This is a genomic window from Hydrogenophaga sp. Root209 (assembly GCF_001428625.1).
In the GTDB taxonomy this organism is placed as follows: domain Bacteria; phylum Pseudomonadota; class Gammaproteobacteria; order Burkholderiales; family Burkholderiaceae_C; genus Hydrogenophaga.
On record NZ_LMIE01000005.1, the window covers coordinates 156870 to 172425 of the forward strand.

Sequence of the window (15556 nt, forward strand, 5' to 3'; positions counted from 1 at the left end):
GAAGTAAATGAGCATCCAGACCGACGACTTCGCCCCCGCGCCGCGCATGGTGTCCGCTGCGCCGGCCTCGCCCAAGGAAGAGGCGATCGAGCGCGCGCTGCGGCCCAAGCTGCTCGACGAATACGTGGGCCAGGTGAAGGTGCGCGAGCAGCTGGAGATCTTCATCGGCGCGGCAAAGAAGCGCAACGAGGCGCTGGATCACGTGCTGCTGTTCGGCCCGCCGGGGCTGGGCAAGACCACGCTGAGCCACATCATTGCGCAGGAGCTCGGCGTGAACCTGCGCCAGACCAGCGGGCCGGTGCTGGAAAAACCCAAGGACCTGGCCGCGCTGCTGACCAACCTCGAAGCCAACGACGTGCTCTTCATCGACGAGATCCACCGGCTCAGCCCGGTCGTCGAGGAGATCCTGTACCCCGCGCTGGAGGACTACCAGATCGACATCATGATCGGCGAAGGACCAGCTGCTCGCAGCATCAAGCTCGACCTGCAGCCGTTCACCCTGGTGGGCGCGACCACCCGCGCCGGCATGCTCACCAACCCGCTGCGCGACCGCTTCGGCATCGTCGCGCGCCTGGAGTTCTACACCTCGGAAGAGCTCGGCCGCATCGTCAAACGCAGCGCAGGTTTGCTGAATGCGCCGATGGACGAGGAGGGTGGCTTCGAGATCGCGCGCCGCTCGCGCGGCACACCGCGCATCGCGAACCGGCTGCTGCGCCGGGTGCGCGACTTCGCCGACGTGAAGGGCACGGGCAACATCACCAAAGACATTGCCAACCGCGCGCTGGCCATGCTCGACGTGGACCCGCAGGGCTTCGATCTGATGGACCGCAAGCTGCTCGAGGCCGTGATCCACCGCTTCGACGGCGGCCCGGTCGGACTGGACAACATTGCGGCCAGCATCGGCGAGGAGCGCGACACCATCGAAGACGTGATCGAGCCCTACCTGATCCAGCAGGGCTTTTTGCAGCGCACGCCGCGTGGGCGCATCGCCACGCTGGCGGCCTACCGGCACCTGGGCGTGGCCCCGCCCACCACCGACAACGGGCTGTTCCAGCCCGGCAACTGAAGCCGCTTCCGCCATGACCCTGTCTTCCGCTCAACGTCGCTGGGGATGGGGCGCAGCAGGGGTGTTGCTGCTGCTCGCGTTCTGGGCCGGCTGGCTCTGGCGCCACCCGAAGGTGGACGCCGTGGAACTGCGGTCGGCGCCCCTGGTGCGCAGCCTGCAGTTTTCGGCCCGCGTGGCCACGCTGTCGCGGGTGGAGATCGGCAGCACCATCACCGGGCGGGTGCAGGCTGTGCTGGTGGAAGAAGGCGCCAACGTTCGCCGGGGCGACGTGCTGCTGCGCCTGGAATCCGACGAACTCGCCGCAGCATTCACGCAGGCGGAGGCGGCCGAGCGCCAGGCCTCCGCGCGGCTGGCGGGCTTGCGCAGCACCGGGCGCACCGCCGCCCAGGCCGCGCTGGCCCAGACCGAAGCCACCGTGCGCGCCGCTCAAGCCGAGCTCAAACGCACCGAACAGCTGGTGGCGCAAGGCTTCGTGAGTGCCTCGCGTCTGGACGAGGTCCTGCGCGCTCTGGAAGTGGCCCAGGCACAGCAGACCAGCGCGCGTGCGCAGACGCGGGCCAATGAAGAAACAGGTTCTGATCTGGTGCAGGCCCAGGCTCAACTGGCCGTGGCACAAGCCACCACCCAGGCGGCGCAGGCCCGGATGGCGCAAGCCACGCTGGTGGCCCCGGCCGATGCGCAGGTGCTGTTGCGCGAGGTCGAGCCCGGCCAGATCGTGCAGCCTGGCAAAGCCTTGCTGGAGCTGGCCCTGGCCGGCCCCACGCAGATCAGCGCGCAGGTGGACGAGCGCTTCCTTGAACAACTGCAACCGGGCCAGAGTGCGCGGGTGGTGGCCGATGCATTTGCCGAGCAGCCCCTGGCCGCGCGCGTGCTGTCCATAGCCCCGTCGGTCGATGCGCAGCGCGGTGCCATTGAAGTCAAGCTCGCGCTGGACGCGCCTGCGCCGGCTTTCCTGCGCGAAGACATGACGGTGTCGGTCGAGGTGGAAACCGCCAGGCGCGAGCGGGCGCTGGTGTTGCCGCTGGCCGCGTTGCGCAACTCGCTGCCCGACGGCTCGGCCACCGTGATGGTGAGTTCCGAGGGCCACGCGCGCGCCCGCTCGGTGAAGCTCGGCCTGCGCACGCTCGACGCCGCCGAGGTGGTGGACGGGCTGGCCGAGGGTGAGCTGGTGCTGATGGGCGGCACGCCCCAGGCCGACGACCGCGTGCGCGTGCGACGGGTGCCGTGGCAGCCGGGCACGCGCATGACCCCCGGTGCGGCAGCGCCCGACGCGGGCGCTGCACTGACCAACGCCATGGGGCGCTGAAAACGCCTGGATTCTCATATGAGCACATGGCTGGGTTTCGAGAGGCGCGTCGCGTTGCGCTTCCTGCGCGAAGGGCGCATGCAAACCGTGCTCATCATCGTGGGCGTGGCCGCCGGAGTGGCCGTGATCGCCTACATCTCGGCGCTCATCAGCGGCCTGCAGACCAACACCCTGAACAAGACACTCGGCGCGCAGGCCCACATCACCCTGAGCGCGCCCGACGACGTGGTGGCGCCGCCCGCCATCAGGGCGGCCGGCACGACCACCCTGACAGAAGCCCAGCCGCGCGCGCAGCGCCTACGCTCGGTGGCCAACTGGCAGGCCTTGGTGCCACAGCTTGAACGCCTGCCCGGCATCGCGGCAGTCTCGCCCATGGTGGCCGGTGGTGCGCTGGCGCTGCGCGGCGAGGCCACACAATCCGTCTCGCTGTTCGGTGTGGAGCTCGACCGCTACGACCACATCGTCGGCCTGCGCAGCAAGGTGGTCAGCGGCAGCGCGCGCCTGGCGCCGGGCGAGGCGATCGTGGGGCGCGATCTCGCGGCCGATCTGGGCGTGCGCGTGGGCGACCGCCTCACGGTACAGACCAGCAGCGTGAGCGAATCGGTGCGCGTGACCGCACTGGTCGATTTCGGTGTGAAAGAACTCAACCGGCGCACCGTGATCCTGCCGCTGCGGGGTGCGCAAAGTCTGCTCGGCCTGCCCGGTGGCGCCACCACCATCGATCTGACGGTCAACGACGTGTGGGCCGCGCAGGGGCTGGTCGATGACCTGCGCCGTCAGCTGCCCTACCAGTTTGAGAGCTGGCAGGAGAGCAACGCCCAACTGGTCTCGGCGCTCAACGCGCAGTCGGTGAGCACGGGCCTCATCCGGGCCGTGGTGCTGGTGGTGGTGGTGCTGGGCATCGCCAGCGTGCTGGTGGTGTCGGTGGTGCAGAAGCGCCGCGAGATCGGCATCCTGCGCGCCATGGGTGCCACGCGCGGACAGGTGCTGCGGGTGTTCCTGGTGCAGGGCGCGGTGGTGGGCGCGGTGGGCTCGGTGCTCGGCATTGCGCTGGCCGTGTTCATGATCTGGGTGTTCACCACTTTCGTGCGCGGCTCCGATGGGCAGCCGCTGTTCTTCATTGTGCTGCCGCCCCTGCTCGCGCTGCAGGTGGCCGTCATGGCCACCGCCTGCGGCGTGCTGGCGGCCATTGCGCCGGCCCGTCGCGCCGCAGCGATGGACCCGGGACAGGCCATCCGCTTGTGACGCGATGAACCCCTCCAGCACCGTCCCGCTGATCGAGCTCAGCGCCGTCCGCAAGTCCTACAACGTTGGCCTGCCCAGCGAGGCCGAGGTGCTGCACGGCCTGAACCTGCGTGTGATGCCTGGCGAGTTCATCGCGCTCATCGGGCCGTCGGGTTCGGGCAAGAGCACCTTGCTCAGCATCATCGGCCTGCTCGAACGCATGAGCTCGGGCACCTACCGCTTCCAGGGCGAAGAGGTGCAGGGTCTGGATGACCACGGCCTCACCATGCGCCGACGCAACCTCTTGGGCTTCGTGTTCCAGTTCCACCACCTGCTGCCGGCCTTCACCGCGCTGGAAAACGTGACCATGCCCGCGCTCATGGCCGAAGGCCATGTGAGTGCGGTGCAACTGGCCAAGGCGCGCGAACTGCTGGACGCGGTGGGGCTCGCCCAGGCCATGGACAAGCGACCGTCGCAGCTCTCGGGCGGCATGCAACAGCGCGTGGCGATCGCACGGGCGCTGGTGATGGAGCCACCGCTGGTGTTGGCCGACGAGCCCACCGGCAACCTCGACACGGCGTCGTCCGACGAGGTGTTCGTGCAGCTGCGCCGCATGCACGCCGAGCGAGGTGTGTCCTTCGTCGTGGTCACGCACGATCCGCGCCTGGCGGCGCGCTGCGACCGGCTGGTGGAACTGGTGGACGGTCGCATCTCGCGCGACGAACCCATCGTTCACACCTAGAAAACACACCGTGGGCACCATGCCAGAATCCGGCATGCCCGTGACGCCGCAGCCCGCTTCGGAGACCGCCACCACCGCGCTCTACCGCGCGGCCTTGGGCCCGGTGAATGTCGGTCGTTATCTGCCCGTATTTGCCCGCTTCGACGAGGCGGGCCGCTCCGGTCCCAGCTGGAACTGGGCTGCAGCGCTCCTGACACTGAACTGGCTGGCTTTTCGACAGCTCTGGGGCTTGGCTCTGGTGTACGTGGCGGCGGTGGAAGGGCTGGCCCTGCTGGTGCTGGGGCTGGGGCTGGGACGCGAATGGCTGGCCCGGCCGTCTCTCCTCGATGGGGGCCTTCTGGGCGCGATCCTTGTGCTGAGCTGCCTGATCCCCGGTGTTTATGGCAACGCCTGGCTGCATGCCGACGCGCGTCGCCGCATGACGCGTGCCGTTCGCGAGGCCAAAACCGTGCGTGAGGCGTGTGTGGCCCTGGCGCTGCGGGCCAGCAACCGCCGCCGCCTGCTGGGCCTGGGCGCCATCAACGGGGTGCTCGCGGTTGCAACCATCGTCATGTACTGGGGGCTGTCCCGATGGGCGGCCGACCGGCAGGTGCTGCCGATGGTGGCAGTGCCGGTGGTGGTGGCGCCTGCCGAACCATCGCCACTCGCGCCGGCAGAGACCGCGGCCGTGGCCACACCACCACCCATGGAGTCTGTTGCTGAGCCGCCACCCGTGCCACCGGCCGAACCACCGTCCTTGGAGCCCGCCATTGCTGCAGCACCTGCACCGGCGCCCACGCCGGCCGCGCAGGAGGGATTCGCCATCAACGTGGGGCTGTTCGCCGACGCCACCAACGCCGAGCGCGTGCACACCCGGCTCATCGATGCGGGCTTGCCGGCCTACATCCAGGTGGTCGATTCTTCCAGCGGGCGGCGCACGCGCGTGCGGGTCGGGCCGTTCGCCAGCCGCGCCCTGGCCGACGAAGCGGCGCCGCGCATCCGCGCGCTGGGGCTGGACGCGGTGGTGTTCCGGCAGTAAGCCGGACAACGGCGGGCCTGTGCTACATTGCCAACCCATGAAAGCGCGCAACTTCTTTGCCTTTTACTTTTGGTTCTCAGTCCCCGGCGGACGAGAGGCGAGGCTGTAAGCGCATCACCCCATCTCGATCAAACCGCCGGAGCCCTCAGCCCGGCGGTTTTTTTTCGACCTTGTTTCCTTAACCGCAACACCAGCCCAGGAGCCCCGTGATGACCGCGAAACATGCCCCAGCCAGCAGCGATGCCTGGCACACCCGTTCGATCGACAAGACCAGCCAGACCGACGACGAACGCATCAAGGACATCACCGTGTTGCCACCCCCCGAGCACCTGATCCGCTTCTTCCCCATTGGCGGCACGCCAGTGGAGAGGCTGATCAGCCAGACCCGTCAGCGCATCCACAACATCCTGCACGGCAAGGACGACCGCCTGCTGGTGATCATCGGCCCGTGTTCCATCCACGACCCGGCCGCCGCGGTGGACTACGCGCGCCGCCTGCAGCCACTGCGTGAGAAATACGCCGACACACTCGAGATCGTGATGCGCGTGTACTTCGAGAAGCCCCGCACCACGGTGGGCTGGAAAGGGCTGATCAACGACCCCTACCTGGACGAGAGCTTCCGCATCGACGAAGGCTTGCGCATCGCGCGCCAGTTGCTGATCGAGATCAACCGCCTGGGCCTGCCCGCCGGCAGCGAGTTCCTTGACGTGATCTCGCCGCAATACATCGGCGACCTGATCGCCTGGGGCGCCATCGGCGCGCGCACCACCGAGAGCCAGGTGCACCGCGAGCTGGCCTCGGGCCTCTCAGCCCCGATCGGCTTCAAGAACGGCACCGACGGCAACATCAAGATTGCGACCGACGCGATTCAAGCTGCCTCGCGTGGCCACCACTTCCTGTCGGTGCACAAGAACGGCCAGGTCGCTATCGTGCAGACCAACGGCAACAAGGATTGCCACGTGATCCTGCGCGGCGGCAAGGCCCCCAATTACGACGCCGCCAGCGTTGCCGCGTCGGTGAAGGAGCTCGAAGCCGCCAAGCTGGCGCCGCGCCTGATGGTGGATTGCAGCCATGCCAACAGCAGCAAGCAGCACGAGAAGCAGCTCGACGTGGCGCGCGACATCGCCAGCCAGATCGCCAGCGGCTCGCGCAGCGTGTTCGGCGTGATGATCGAGAGCCACATCGAAGCCGGCGCGCAAAAATTCACCCCGGGCAAGGACGAGGTGGGCGCGCTCAAGTACGGACAGAGCATCACCGATGCCTGCCTGGGCTGGAGCGATTCGCTGCAGGCACTCGAGGTGTTGTCCGGCGCGGTTCAGTCCGCGCGCAAGGCGAAGGCCTGAAACGGTCTGCGGGCTTTCACGGGGTGCCTCCTCGTGGGCGAGGGCCACAATGGAAGCCCATCAGGAGATTCACCATGCGAAGCCAAGTCACCGTGAGCTGGGGCCGCTCGGCCGTTTACCACTTCGATCTGGAAGAGGTGCAGCCGATGCCGCACGATCTGGCTCGCGCGTGGCTGGACGAGCAGTTCACGTTCCTCGGCTGCGAGCCGATCCGTCCCACCGGCAAGGTGCTCACGGCCGACAAGATCCTGGGGGTGGCCGAGGCGGTGGGCGAAGAGCGCTTTCGCGATGAGGCGCACCGCGCCTGGGCCATGGCGTTTGCACGGGCGACCAGCGCCGCGCTGGCAAAACCCGTGGTGTCGGTGGATGTCCCTGCCCAGGCGTTGAGCTACTAGCAGGGGAGCACCCCCGCGCCGCCTTCGGCGTCACCCCCTCCAGGGAGGCGCATCCTGCGGCCTGGCAAAGCCAGTTCCGCGGAAGCTCTGGCAGTGAGGGCTTTTTCAGTTGGCCAGCGCCTTGAGCAGGCGCTCGTGCACGCCGCCAAATCCGCCGTTGCTCATGCAGACGATGTGGTCCCCGGGCCGGGCGGCCGACACCACCTGAGCCACCAGCTCGTCGATGGTTTTGCCGATCTGGGCGCGTGCGCCCATGGGCGCCAGGGCCTCGGTGGCGTCCCAGTCCAGACCACCCGAGTGGCAGAACGCGAGATCGGCCGCTGCCAGGCTCCACGGCAGCTGTGACTTCATCGTGCCCAGCTTCATGGTGTTGCTGCGCGGCTCGAACACCGCGAGGATGCGCCCGCGCGGGCTGCCGAGGCGGCGCTGCAGGCCGTCAAGCGTGGTGCGGATGGCGGTGGGGTGGTGGGCGAAGTCGTCGTAGACCGTGATCACGCCATCCATGCGCGCCACCGTGCCGCGCACCTCCATGCGACGGCGCACGTTCTCGAACCTGGCCAGTGCCCGCGCAGCGTCGGCCGGCGCCACGCCCACATGCTCAGCCGCCGCAATGGCCGCCAGCGCATTGAGCTGGTTGTGCACGCCGCTGAGTGACCACTCCACGCGACCCGTCGGCTTGCCCTGGTTGAGCACGTCGAAGGCGTGGGGTTCGCCCTCGGCCGTGAAGTCGCTCACCGCCGCGCCGAAGGTGCGCAGCTCGCTCCACAGGCCTTGGTGCAGCACGCGGTCCAGGCTTTCCTCCAGACCGTTGGACACCACACGTCCCGACGGCGGCACGGTGCGGATCAGGTGGTGGAACTGACGTTCGATGGCGGCGAGGTCGTCAAAGATGTCGGCGTGGTCGAACTCGAGGTTGTTCAGGATCGCCGTGCGCGGGCGGTAGTGAACGAATTTGCTGCGCTTGTCGAAAAACGCGGTGTCGTACTCGTCCGCTTCTATGGTGAATGTGTTGCCCTGACCCAAGCGAGCTGAAACGCCGAAGTTCATGGGGACACCACCGACCAGGAAACCCGGCTGCAGTCCATTGGCCTCCAGAATCCACGTCAACATGGCGGTGGTGGTGGTCTTGCCGTGGGTGCCGGCCACGGCCAGCACATGCCGGCCCTGAAGCACGTGTTCGGCCAGCCACTGCGGGCCACTGGTGTAGGCCGCGCCGCTGTCCATGATGGCTTCCATCAGCGGGAATTTCGGCGTGCCGTCGGGTCTTCGGGCGCGGCTGACCACGTTGCCCACCACGAACACGTCGGGTTTGAGCGCGAGCTGGTCGGCGCCGAAGCCCTCGATCAGGTCGATGCCCAGCGCGCGCAGTTGGTCGCTCATGGGGGGGTAGACGCCGGCGTCGCAACCCGTGACGCGGTGACCGGCTTCGCGGGCCAGAGCGGCCAGGCCGCCCATGAAGGTGCCGCAAATGCCCAGAATGTGTATGTGCATCCGGCGATTCTAGGTGGCGGCCCACCCCGGCCTTGCGGGTATGGCCGCACGCTGCCGCACCCAAACCCCTGCGCGGGCACAATCCCCAGCATGGAAGCGAGCCGGGACGACATCACCTTTGAAATCGCGGCGGTGGCCGCCCGCCTGGTGGTCGAGGACGGGCTGGAGTACGCGGCAGCCAAACGCCAGGCCGTCAAGCAGCTCGGCTTGCCGGCGCGCACGGCCCTGCCCGACAACACCACGCTGGAAGCGGCGGTGCGCGAGCACATCGACATTTTCTGCGCCGACACCCAACCAGGCGAGTTGCTGGCCCTGCGTGAACTCGCCCTGCTGTGGATGGAGCGCCTGAAGGCGTTTCGCCCGCATCTGGGCGGCTCGGTCTGGCACGGAACCGCCACGCGCCACAGTGATATCTACATGCAGCTCTTTTGCGACGACCCCAAGGCGCCGGAATGGGCACTGCTCGATCACCGGGTGGAGTACCACCCCGGTACGGTGAACGGCTGGCGCGGCGAACCGGTGGAGGCGCTCACCTTGCGCACCCGCTGCGACGCGCTGGGCCAGTGGGTGCTCATTCATTTGATGGTGCACGAGCACGACGATCTGCGTGGGGCCCTCAAGCCCGATGCCCAAGGCCGCAAGCCGCGAGGAGACGCTGCGGCGCTGCTGCAACGCATGGTCGATGCACCCGAAATCCCCGGACTGGACGAACCCGCCTCATGAAACTGCAACGAAGAACGGTGTTGATGACCGGGGCCGCTGTGGCCGCCGCCGGCGCGGGGGCCTGGATGTCATGGCGCCGGATCGCGCCGCAAGCCGTGATGAGCGAGGCCGAAGCGGCGTTCTGGGCCAGCAGCTTCGAAGGCCCGAATGGTGAGGCGGTGAACCTGACCGCCATGCGCGGGCGACCCTTGCTGGTGAATTTCTGGGCCACCTGGTGCCCGCCGTGTGTGGAAGAGTTGCCCCTGCTCAACGCCTTCAACAAAACCAACGCGGCCCAGGGTTGGCAGGTGCTCGGGCTGGCGGTGGACCAGCCCGGCGCGGTGCGCAGCTTCATGCAGAAGTTGCCGCTGAATTTCCCCGTGGGCATGGCGGGCTTCGCCGGGACCGAGCTCAGCCGCAGCTTGGGCAACCCGAGCGGCGGCCTGCCGTACACGGTCGTGTTCGGTGCGGAAGGCGCGGTCGTGCACCGCAAGATCGGCAAGGTGTCCGAGGCCGATCTGGCCCAATGGGCGCAGCTGGGCTGACACCACGGCAGGGTGATCGACCGCTGGTCCGTTGCTGGGAACGCCCTGGGATAAAGGGCTAAATTCCAGCTTTGTCGCCAAAAGTTCCGTGCGTGCGAGCTGGCGTGCGCTCCCAACCGTGCGGGCGTTCCTCGATCGGGCGGCGCCCCCTTCGTGTACACTGCGGCACCCCAGCCGATCGGGGCGATCCGACAAGTCAGACGTTGATCGAATTTAGAACAAATTAGCCGCTTTTCGTTGGAGAAATCATGGATTTAAGAAAATTGAAGACGCTGATCGATCTGGTGTCCGAGTCAAACGTGTCGGAACTGGAGATCACCGAAGCGGAGGGCAAGGTCCGCATCGTCAAGAGCACGCCGGTGTCCGCCGCAGCGCCCGTGACCTACAGCATGGCGCCCGCACCCGTGGCGCCCTCCGTGCCGGCTGTTGAAGTGGCGCCCGCAGCGGCGGCAGCGCCCGCCGAGCCGGTGGGTCACACGGTCAAGTCACCCATGGTCGGCACGTTCTACCGAGCGTCCAGCCCCGGTGCCAAGCCCTTCGTCGAGATTGGCGACACCATCAAGGAAGGCGAGACGATCTGCATCGTCGAGGCCATGAAGATCCTCAATGAAATCGAAGCCGACAAATCCGGCACCGTGACCAAGATCCTGGTGGACAACGGCCAGGCTGTGGAATACGGCCAGCCCTTGTACGTGATCGAATAAAAAAAGGCCCCGAGCCCATGTTCAAGAAAATCCTGATCGCCAACCGCGGGGAAATCGCACTGCGCGTGCAGCGCGCCTGCCGCGAAATGGGCATCAAGGCGGTGATGGTGTACTCCGAGGCCGACCGCGACGCCAAGTACGTGCGTCTGGCCGACGAAGCCGTCTGTATCGGCCCGGCTTCCAGCACCCACAGCTACCTCAACATGCCGGCCATCATCTCGGCCGCCGAGGTGACCGACGCCGAAGCCATCCACCCCGGCTATGGCTTCCTGTCGGAGAACGCCGACTTCGCCGAGCGTGTGGAGAAGAGCGGCTTCACCTTCATCGGCCCGTCGCCCGACTCCATCCGCCTCATGGGCGACAAGGTGTCGGCCAAGCAGGCCATGATCCGCGCCGGCGTGCCCTGTGTGCCGGGTTCCGAGGGCGCGCTGCCCGACGATCCGGTGGTGATCAAGCGCACGGCCAAGGCCGTGGGCTACCCGGTGATCATCAAGGCCGCGGGGGGTGGCGGCGGACGCGGCATGCGCGTGGTGCACACCGAGGCCGCGCTGCTGCACGCCGTGCAGACCACCAAGGCCGAAGCCGGTGCCGCGTTCGGCAACGCCGAGGTCTACATGGAGAAGTTTCTCCAGAACCCGCGCCACATCGAGATCCAGATTCTGGCCGACACGCACCGCAATGCGGTGTATCTGGGCGAGCGCGACTGCTCCATGCAGCGTCGCCACCAGAAGGTGATCGAAGAAGCGCCGGCGCCCGGCATCCCGCGCCGGCTGATCGAGAAGATCGGCGAGCGTTGTGCCGCCGCCTGCAAGAAGATCGGCTACCGCGGCGCCGGCACGTTTGAATTCCTGTTCGAGAACGGTGAGTTCTATTTCATCGAAATGAACACCCGGGTTCAGGTGGAGCACCCGGTGACCGAATGGATCTCGGGTGTGGACATCGTGCGCACGCAGATTGCGGTGGCGGCGGGTGAAAAACTGCCGTTCACGCAGCGCCAGGTCCAGCTGCGCGGGCACGCCATCGAATGCCGCATCAACGCCGAAGACGCCTACAAGTTCACGCCCTCGCCTGGTCGCATCACGACCTGGCACGCGCCGGGCGGCCCGGGTGTGCGCGTGGACTCACACGCCTACACCAACTACTTCGTGCCGCCGAACTACGACTCCATGATCGGCAAGATCATCGTGCATGGTGACACGCGCGAGCAGGCGCTGGCCCGCATGCGCACGGCGTTGGCAGAGACGGTGATCGAAGGCATCAAGACCAACATCCCGCTGCATCGTGAGCTGATGGTGGATGCCAGCTTTGTGGCTGGCGGCACCAACATCCACTACCTTGAAGAGTGGCTCTCCCAACGTGAACGCTGATTGCGCTTCCCAGGCCCAGCCATCGGCTGGGTCTCTTTTTGAGCTGGTGCTCATGGTGCCCGAAGCATCGGTCGAGGCTGTGAGCGATGCGCTGGATGCGCTGGACGCCTTGAGCACCTCGGTGGAAGACGCCGACGCCATGACCGATGCCGAACAGGCGCTGTTTGGCGAACCCGGCATGCCGCCACCCAAGGAGGGCTGGCAGCGTTCGCGTGTGGTGGCCCTGTTCGCCTCCGATACCGCAGCGCGCGAAGCGGCCGAGTTGCTCAAGCTGCAGGATTTTTTTGAGGGCTGCGCGGTGCTGGGCGTGCAGTCCGTGCCTGAGCAGGATTGGGTGCGCCTCACGCAGTCTCAGTTTGCACCGGTGGAGATCACGCCTACCTTCTGGATCGTGCCGAGCTGGCACGAACCGCCCGCCGCGGCCGAGCAGATCATCCGGCTCGACCCGGGCTTGGCATTTGGCACGGGGACACACCCCACCACCCGCATGTGTTTGCGCTGGACGGCTCAGCACCCGCCGGTGGGTGAGCGTGTGCTCGACTACGGCTGCGGTTCCGGCATTCTGGCCATCGGCGCGGCCAAGTTCGGTGCGCGCGAGATTGTGGCGGTGGACATCGACCCGGCCGCGGTGGAGTCGACCCGGCTCAACGCATCTGCCAACCACGTCAGGTTGAGCGAAGGCTTGCCCGACATCGCGCAGGGTGAGCATGACCTCGTGCTGGCCAACATCCTGGCCACACCGCTCAAGGTGCTGGCCCCGCTGCTGTGCTCGCATGTGCGCTCGGGCGGCAAGCTCGTGCTCGCGGGCATCCTGGCGCGCCAGGCCGACGAGTTGATTGAAGCCTATGCGCCCTGGGTGGCGTTGCAGGTCAGCGACGAAGAGGATGGCTGGATCCTCATGACCGCGGTCAAGGCCTGAGCCGCCGCGCAGCGCCCGCGATAATCGGCGCATGAGTTTCACCACCCGTTGCCCGGCTTGCGGAACGACCTTCCGGATCGTCGCCGATCAGCTGAAGATCTCCGAAGGCTGGGTGCGTTGTGGGCATTGCGCCGATGTGTTCGACGCCACGCTCTACTTGGAGCCTTGGGTGCCGGGCGCACCAGCACCCGCGGGGTCACTTCCAGAACCCCAGGCGCCGCAGGCCGAGCTCACCACCGCCAACGATTCCCACGGGGACGAGCTCATCACCAGGCCACCCGCATCACTGCCGCACGATCCCCTCGAAGGCGCGCCAGCCGATGCCGATTTCAGCACCGAACTTCAGCGGTTCGCGGCCGCCAAGGCGGCTGCGGACGCAGAGGCCGCTGCTGTCCCGGTGACGGCTTCGACCACCAGCGACAAGCCAGTTGTCGCACCCTCGGAGAGTCCTGACAACGAAGCCGTTGACAGCGTGGATCCCGAGGCGGTTCCCGGATTTGTGCGTCAAGCGCAGCAGCGTGCCTTCTGGCAATCACGCAGCGTGCGCGTCGGACTGTCTTTCCTGGCCTTGCTGCTGGCGGCATTGCTGGTGGCCCAGTGGGCATTGCACGAGCGCGATCGGATCGCCGCATGGCGGCCCGATCTGTTGCCGTTGTTGCAGCAGGTCTGCGCGCCGATCGGGTGCGCCGTGGGACCGGTGCGCAACATCGATGCCATCGTGATCGACAGTTCTGCGCTGGTGCGCCGCCTGGGCAACTTCCATTCGTTCGACCTCGTGCTCAAGAACACAGCCGACATGGCGCTGGCCCTGCCCGCACTCGAATTGAGCCTGACCGACACACGCGATGCGGTCATTTCGCGGCGCGTGTTCTTGCCCGAAGAGTGGCCGGATGCGCCCACCGTGATTCCGGCGCAAAGCTCGCTGAACGTGAGTTTCCGCCTCTCACTCTCGGTGGGCGAAGCCACGCCCATGGCCGGCTACCGCGCCCTGGTTTTCTATCCCTGACCCTTTCAACTCTCCTGATCGACTTCACCATGCCCATTCTTGTTTGCGGATCGCTTGCTTTCGACACCATCATGACGTTCGAGGGTCGCTTTGCCGAGCAGATCCTGCCCAGCCAGCTGCACATCCTCAACGTGTCGTTTCTGGTTCCCGCCCTGCGCCGCGAGTACGGTGGTTGCGCCGGCAACATCGCGTATGGCCTGAGGCAATTGGGCGCACACGCCGTGCCGTTGGCCACGCTGGGCAACGACGGCCAGGAATACCTGGCGCGCATGCAGGCGTTGGGCGTGGACACCGCGCATGTGAACAGTGCGGCCGAGAGCTACACCGCGCAGGCCATGATCATGACGGACCGCGACAACAACCAGATCACCGCGTTCCACCCAGGCGCCATGTCGATGGCCCACGAGAACCCGGTGCCCACGCGCAAGGACCTCACCGTGGCCATCATTTCGCCCGATGGTCGCGACGCGATGCTCACCCACGCGAAACAGTTGCACGCAGCGGGCGTGCCCTTCGTGTTCGATCCAGGCCAGGGCTTGCCGATGTTCAACGGCGAGGAGCTCAAGCAGTTCATCGAGCTGGCCACCTGGATCACGGTGAATGATTACGAAGGCAAGATGCTGTCCGATCGCACCGGACTCTCGTTTCAAGACATCGCGGCTCGCGTGCGCGGACTCATCGTCACGCTGGCGGAGCATGGGTGCGAGGTGTGGGAAGGTGGTCAGAAGACCGTGGTGCCCGGCGTGAAGGCAACAGAGGTGGTCGATCCCACGGGTTGCGGCGACGCGTTCCGCGCGGCGCTGTTGCACGGGCTGGAGCAAGGCTGGTCGCTGGCGCGTTGCGCTGATCTGGGCAATCGCATGGGGGCGGCCAAAATATCGACCCGCGGTGGCCAGAACTACACGGCCCCATCGCTCTGAAACAGACGTGAAAAAGCCCGGCGCTTTCGCGCCGGGCTTGCCAAGTCATCTCAAGGACGACTTCAGGGCTTGCTGGACGTGGGGAACGGCCAGGCAGCCTGCGGGTTGAGCTTCGTTTGAGCCGCAGGAGCAGCAGGGGCCGCCGGCTTCTTGGCCGGCTCAGCTTTTTTTGCTGGGGCTGCCTTCGCGACGGCGGCCTTCTTGGCCGGAGCTGCCTTCTTTGCAGGCGCTGCTTTTTTAGCAGCAGGCTTCTTCGCAGCGGCTTTCTTCGCCGGTGCGGCCTTCTTCGCAGGAGCCGCTTTCTTCGCAGCAGGCTTCTTCGCAGCGGCTTTCTTCGCCGGTGCAGCCTTCTTCACCGCAGGCTTTTTGGCTGCCGGCTTCTTGGCCGGTGCAGCTTTCTTCGCAGCGGCTTTCTTCGCCGGTGCAGCCTTCTTCGCAGGAGCCGCTTTCTTCGCTGCTGGCTTTTTGGCCGGTGCAGCTTTCTTCGCGACAACCTTCTTGGCCGGGGCGGCCTTCTTCGCTGGAGCTGCTTTCTTCGCAGCGACTTTCTTGGCCGGGGCGGCCTTTTTTACCGCAGCTTTTTTAGCCGGGGCTTTTTTCGCAGTTGCCATTGTTTTCTCCTTGATCAAGTTGCAAAGAGCACTTCATCCGGTCACTGTGCCGGTGAAGTGATTCAACGCGCTGGAGCCGTGTGGATGCATCCACGGCTGGCCCCAAGGTGTTGAATCCTGTGACAGAGCCCTGCCCACGGCACCAAGGTGCCGGTGGCAAGGTTCTGAAATGTTGAAACGCATGTGAGGGTAAATCC

At 66.6% G+C, this 15556-nt stretch carries 16 protein-coding genes; 14 read left to right on the top strand and 2 right to left on the bottom strand.

Annotated features, from left to right (window positions below; translation table 11 throughout):
* Positions 1 to 7 precede the first annotated feature (7 nt).
* The 7 genes from ruvB (at position 8) to ASE11_RS05980 (ending at position 7094) form a co-directional block, all read left to right on the top strand.
* A complete protein-coding gene (gene ruvB, locus ASE11_RS05950) occupies positions 8 to 1066 on the top strand; it encodes a Holliday junction branch migration DNA helicase RuvB (RefSeq protein WP_056267842.1) in 1059 nt (352 codons plus the stop codon).
* A 13-nt stretch (positions 1067 to 1079) separates the two neighbouring features.
* A complete protein-coding gene (locus ASE11_RS05955; RefSeq protein WP_056267846.1) occupies positions 1080 to 2372 on the top strand; it encodes an efflux RND transporter periplasmic adaptor subunit in 1293 nt (430 codons plus the stop codon).
* An 18-nt stretch (positions 2373 to 2390) separates the two neighbouring features.
* Positions 2391 to 3617 carry an ABC transporter permease gene (locus ASE11_RS05960; protein WP_056267850.1) on the top strand — a complete coding sequence of 409 codons (1227 nt, stop codon included), beginning with the start codon at positions 2391 to 2393 and terminating at the stop codon, positions 3615 to 3617.
* Between the two features lie 4 nt (positions 3618 to 3621).
* The gene (locus ASE11_RS05965; RefSeq protein ID WP_056267853.1) at positions 3622 to 4338 is read left to right on the top strand and encodes an ABC transporter ATP-binding protein; all 717 of its coding nucleotides are present in this window, start codon (positions 3622 to 3624) and stop codon (positions 4336 to 4338) included.
* Positions 4339 to 4357: 19 nt separating this feature from the next.
* The gene (locus tag ASE11_RS05970) at positions 4358 to 5356 is read left to right on the top strand and encodes an SPOR domain-containing protein (protein ID WP_082585569.1); all 999 of its coding nucleotides are present in this window, start codon (positions 4358 to 4360) and stop codon (positions 5354 to 5356) included.
* Positions 5357 to 5565: 209 nt separating this feature from the next.
* Positions 5566 to 6699, top strand: a complete 1134-nt coding sequence (locus ASE11_RS05975; protein ID WP_056267863.1) for a 3-deoxy-7-phosphoheptulonate synthase — start codon at positions 5566 to 5568, stop codon at positions 6697 to 6699.
* Positions 6700 to 6773: 74 nt separating this feature from the next.
* Entirely contained in the window at positions 6774 to 7094 is a 321-nt protein-coding gene (locus ASE11_RS05980; RefSeq protein ID WP_056267867.1) for a hypothetical protein, read from the top strand.
* A 105-nt stretch (positions 7095 to 7199) separates the two neighbouring features.
* On the opposite strand, the gene mpl is transcribed toward ASE11_RS05980, so the two are convergent.
* Complete coding sequence (gene mpl / locus ASE11_RS05985; protein WP_056267872.1) at positions 7200 to 8585, bottom strand: UDP-N-acetylmuramate:L-alanyl-gamma-D-glutamyl-meso-diaminopimelate ligase; 1386 nt, start codon at positions 8583 to 8585, stop codon at positions 7200 to 7202.
* 90 nt (positions 8586 to 8675) lie between these two features.
* Between mpl and ASE11_RS05990 the strand changes: the two genes are divergently transcribed.
* From ASE11_RS05990 to ASE11_RS06020, 7 genes are all read left to right on the top strand, one after another.
* Positions 8676 to 9308, top strand: coding sequence for a hypothetical protein (locus ASE11_RS05990; RefSeq protein WP_056267874.1), 633 nt, complete (start codon positions 8676 to 8678; stop codon positions 9306 to 9308).
* Complete coding sequence (locus ASE11_RS05995) at positions 9305 to 9832, top strand: TlpA family protein disulfide reductase (RefSeq protein ID WP_056267878.1); 528 nt, start codon at positions 9305 to 9307, stop codon at positions 9830 to 9832. Before ASE11_RS05990 ends, ASE11_RS05995 begins: the two co-directional genes overlap by 4 nt.
* A gap of 248 nt (positions 9833 to 10080) precedes the next feature.
* Positions 10081 to 10536, top strand: a complete 456-nt coding sequence (gene accB / locus ASE11_RS06000; protein WP_056267882.1) for an acetyl-CoA carboxylase biotin carboxyl carrier protein — start codon at positions 10081 to 10083, stop codon at positions 10534 to 10536.
* 17 nt (positions 10537 to 10553) lie between these two features.
* On the top strand, positions 10554 to 11903 hold the full coding sequence (gene accC / locus ASE11_RS06005) for an acetyl-CoA carboxylase biotin carboxylase subunit (protein ID WP_056267886.1): 1350 nt from the start codon (positions 10554 to 10556) through the stop codon (positions 11901 to 11903).
* Positions 11893 to 12822 carry a 50S ribosomal protein L11 methyltransferase gene (gene prmA / locus ASE11_RS06010; protein WP_268766272.1) on the top strand — a complete coding sequence of 310 codons (930 nt, stop codon included), beginning with the start codon at positions 11893 to 11895 and terminating at the stop codon, positions 12820 to 12822. Before accC ends, prmA begins: the two co-directional genes overlap by 11 nt.
* A 31-nt stretch (positions 12823 to 12853) precedes the next feature.
* Positions 12854 to 13828 (top strand): DUF3426 domain-containing protein, encoded by a 975-nt coding sequence (locus tag ASE11_RS06015; RefSeq protein WP_056267893.1) that lies wholly within the window; start codon positions 12854 to 12856, stop codon positions 13826 to 13828.
* Positions 13829 to 13857: 29 nt separating this feature from the next.
* On the top strand, positions 13858 to 14748 hold the full coding sequence (locus ASE11_RS06020) for a carbohydrate kinase family protein (RefSeq protein WP_056267896.1): 891 nt from the start codon (positions 13858 to 13860) through the stop codon (positions 14746 to 14748).
* A gap of 62 nt (positions 14749 to 14810) precedes the next feature.
* Here the strand turns inward: ASE11_RS06020 and ASE11_RS25225 are convergent, their stop codons facing one another.
* Positions 14811 to 15359, bottom strand: coding sequence for a histone H1-like DNA-binding protein (locus ASE11_RS25225; RefSeq protein ID WP_082585556.1), 549 nt, complete (start codon positions 15357 to 15359; stop codon positions 14811 to 14813).
* Positions 15360 to 15556 lie beyond the last annotated feature (197 nt).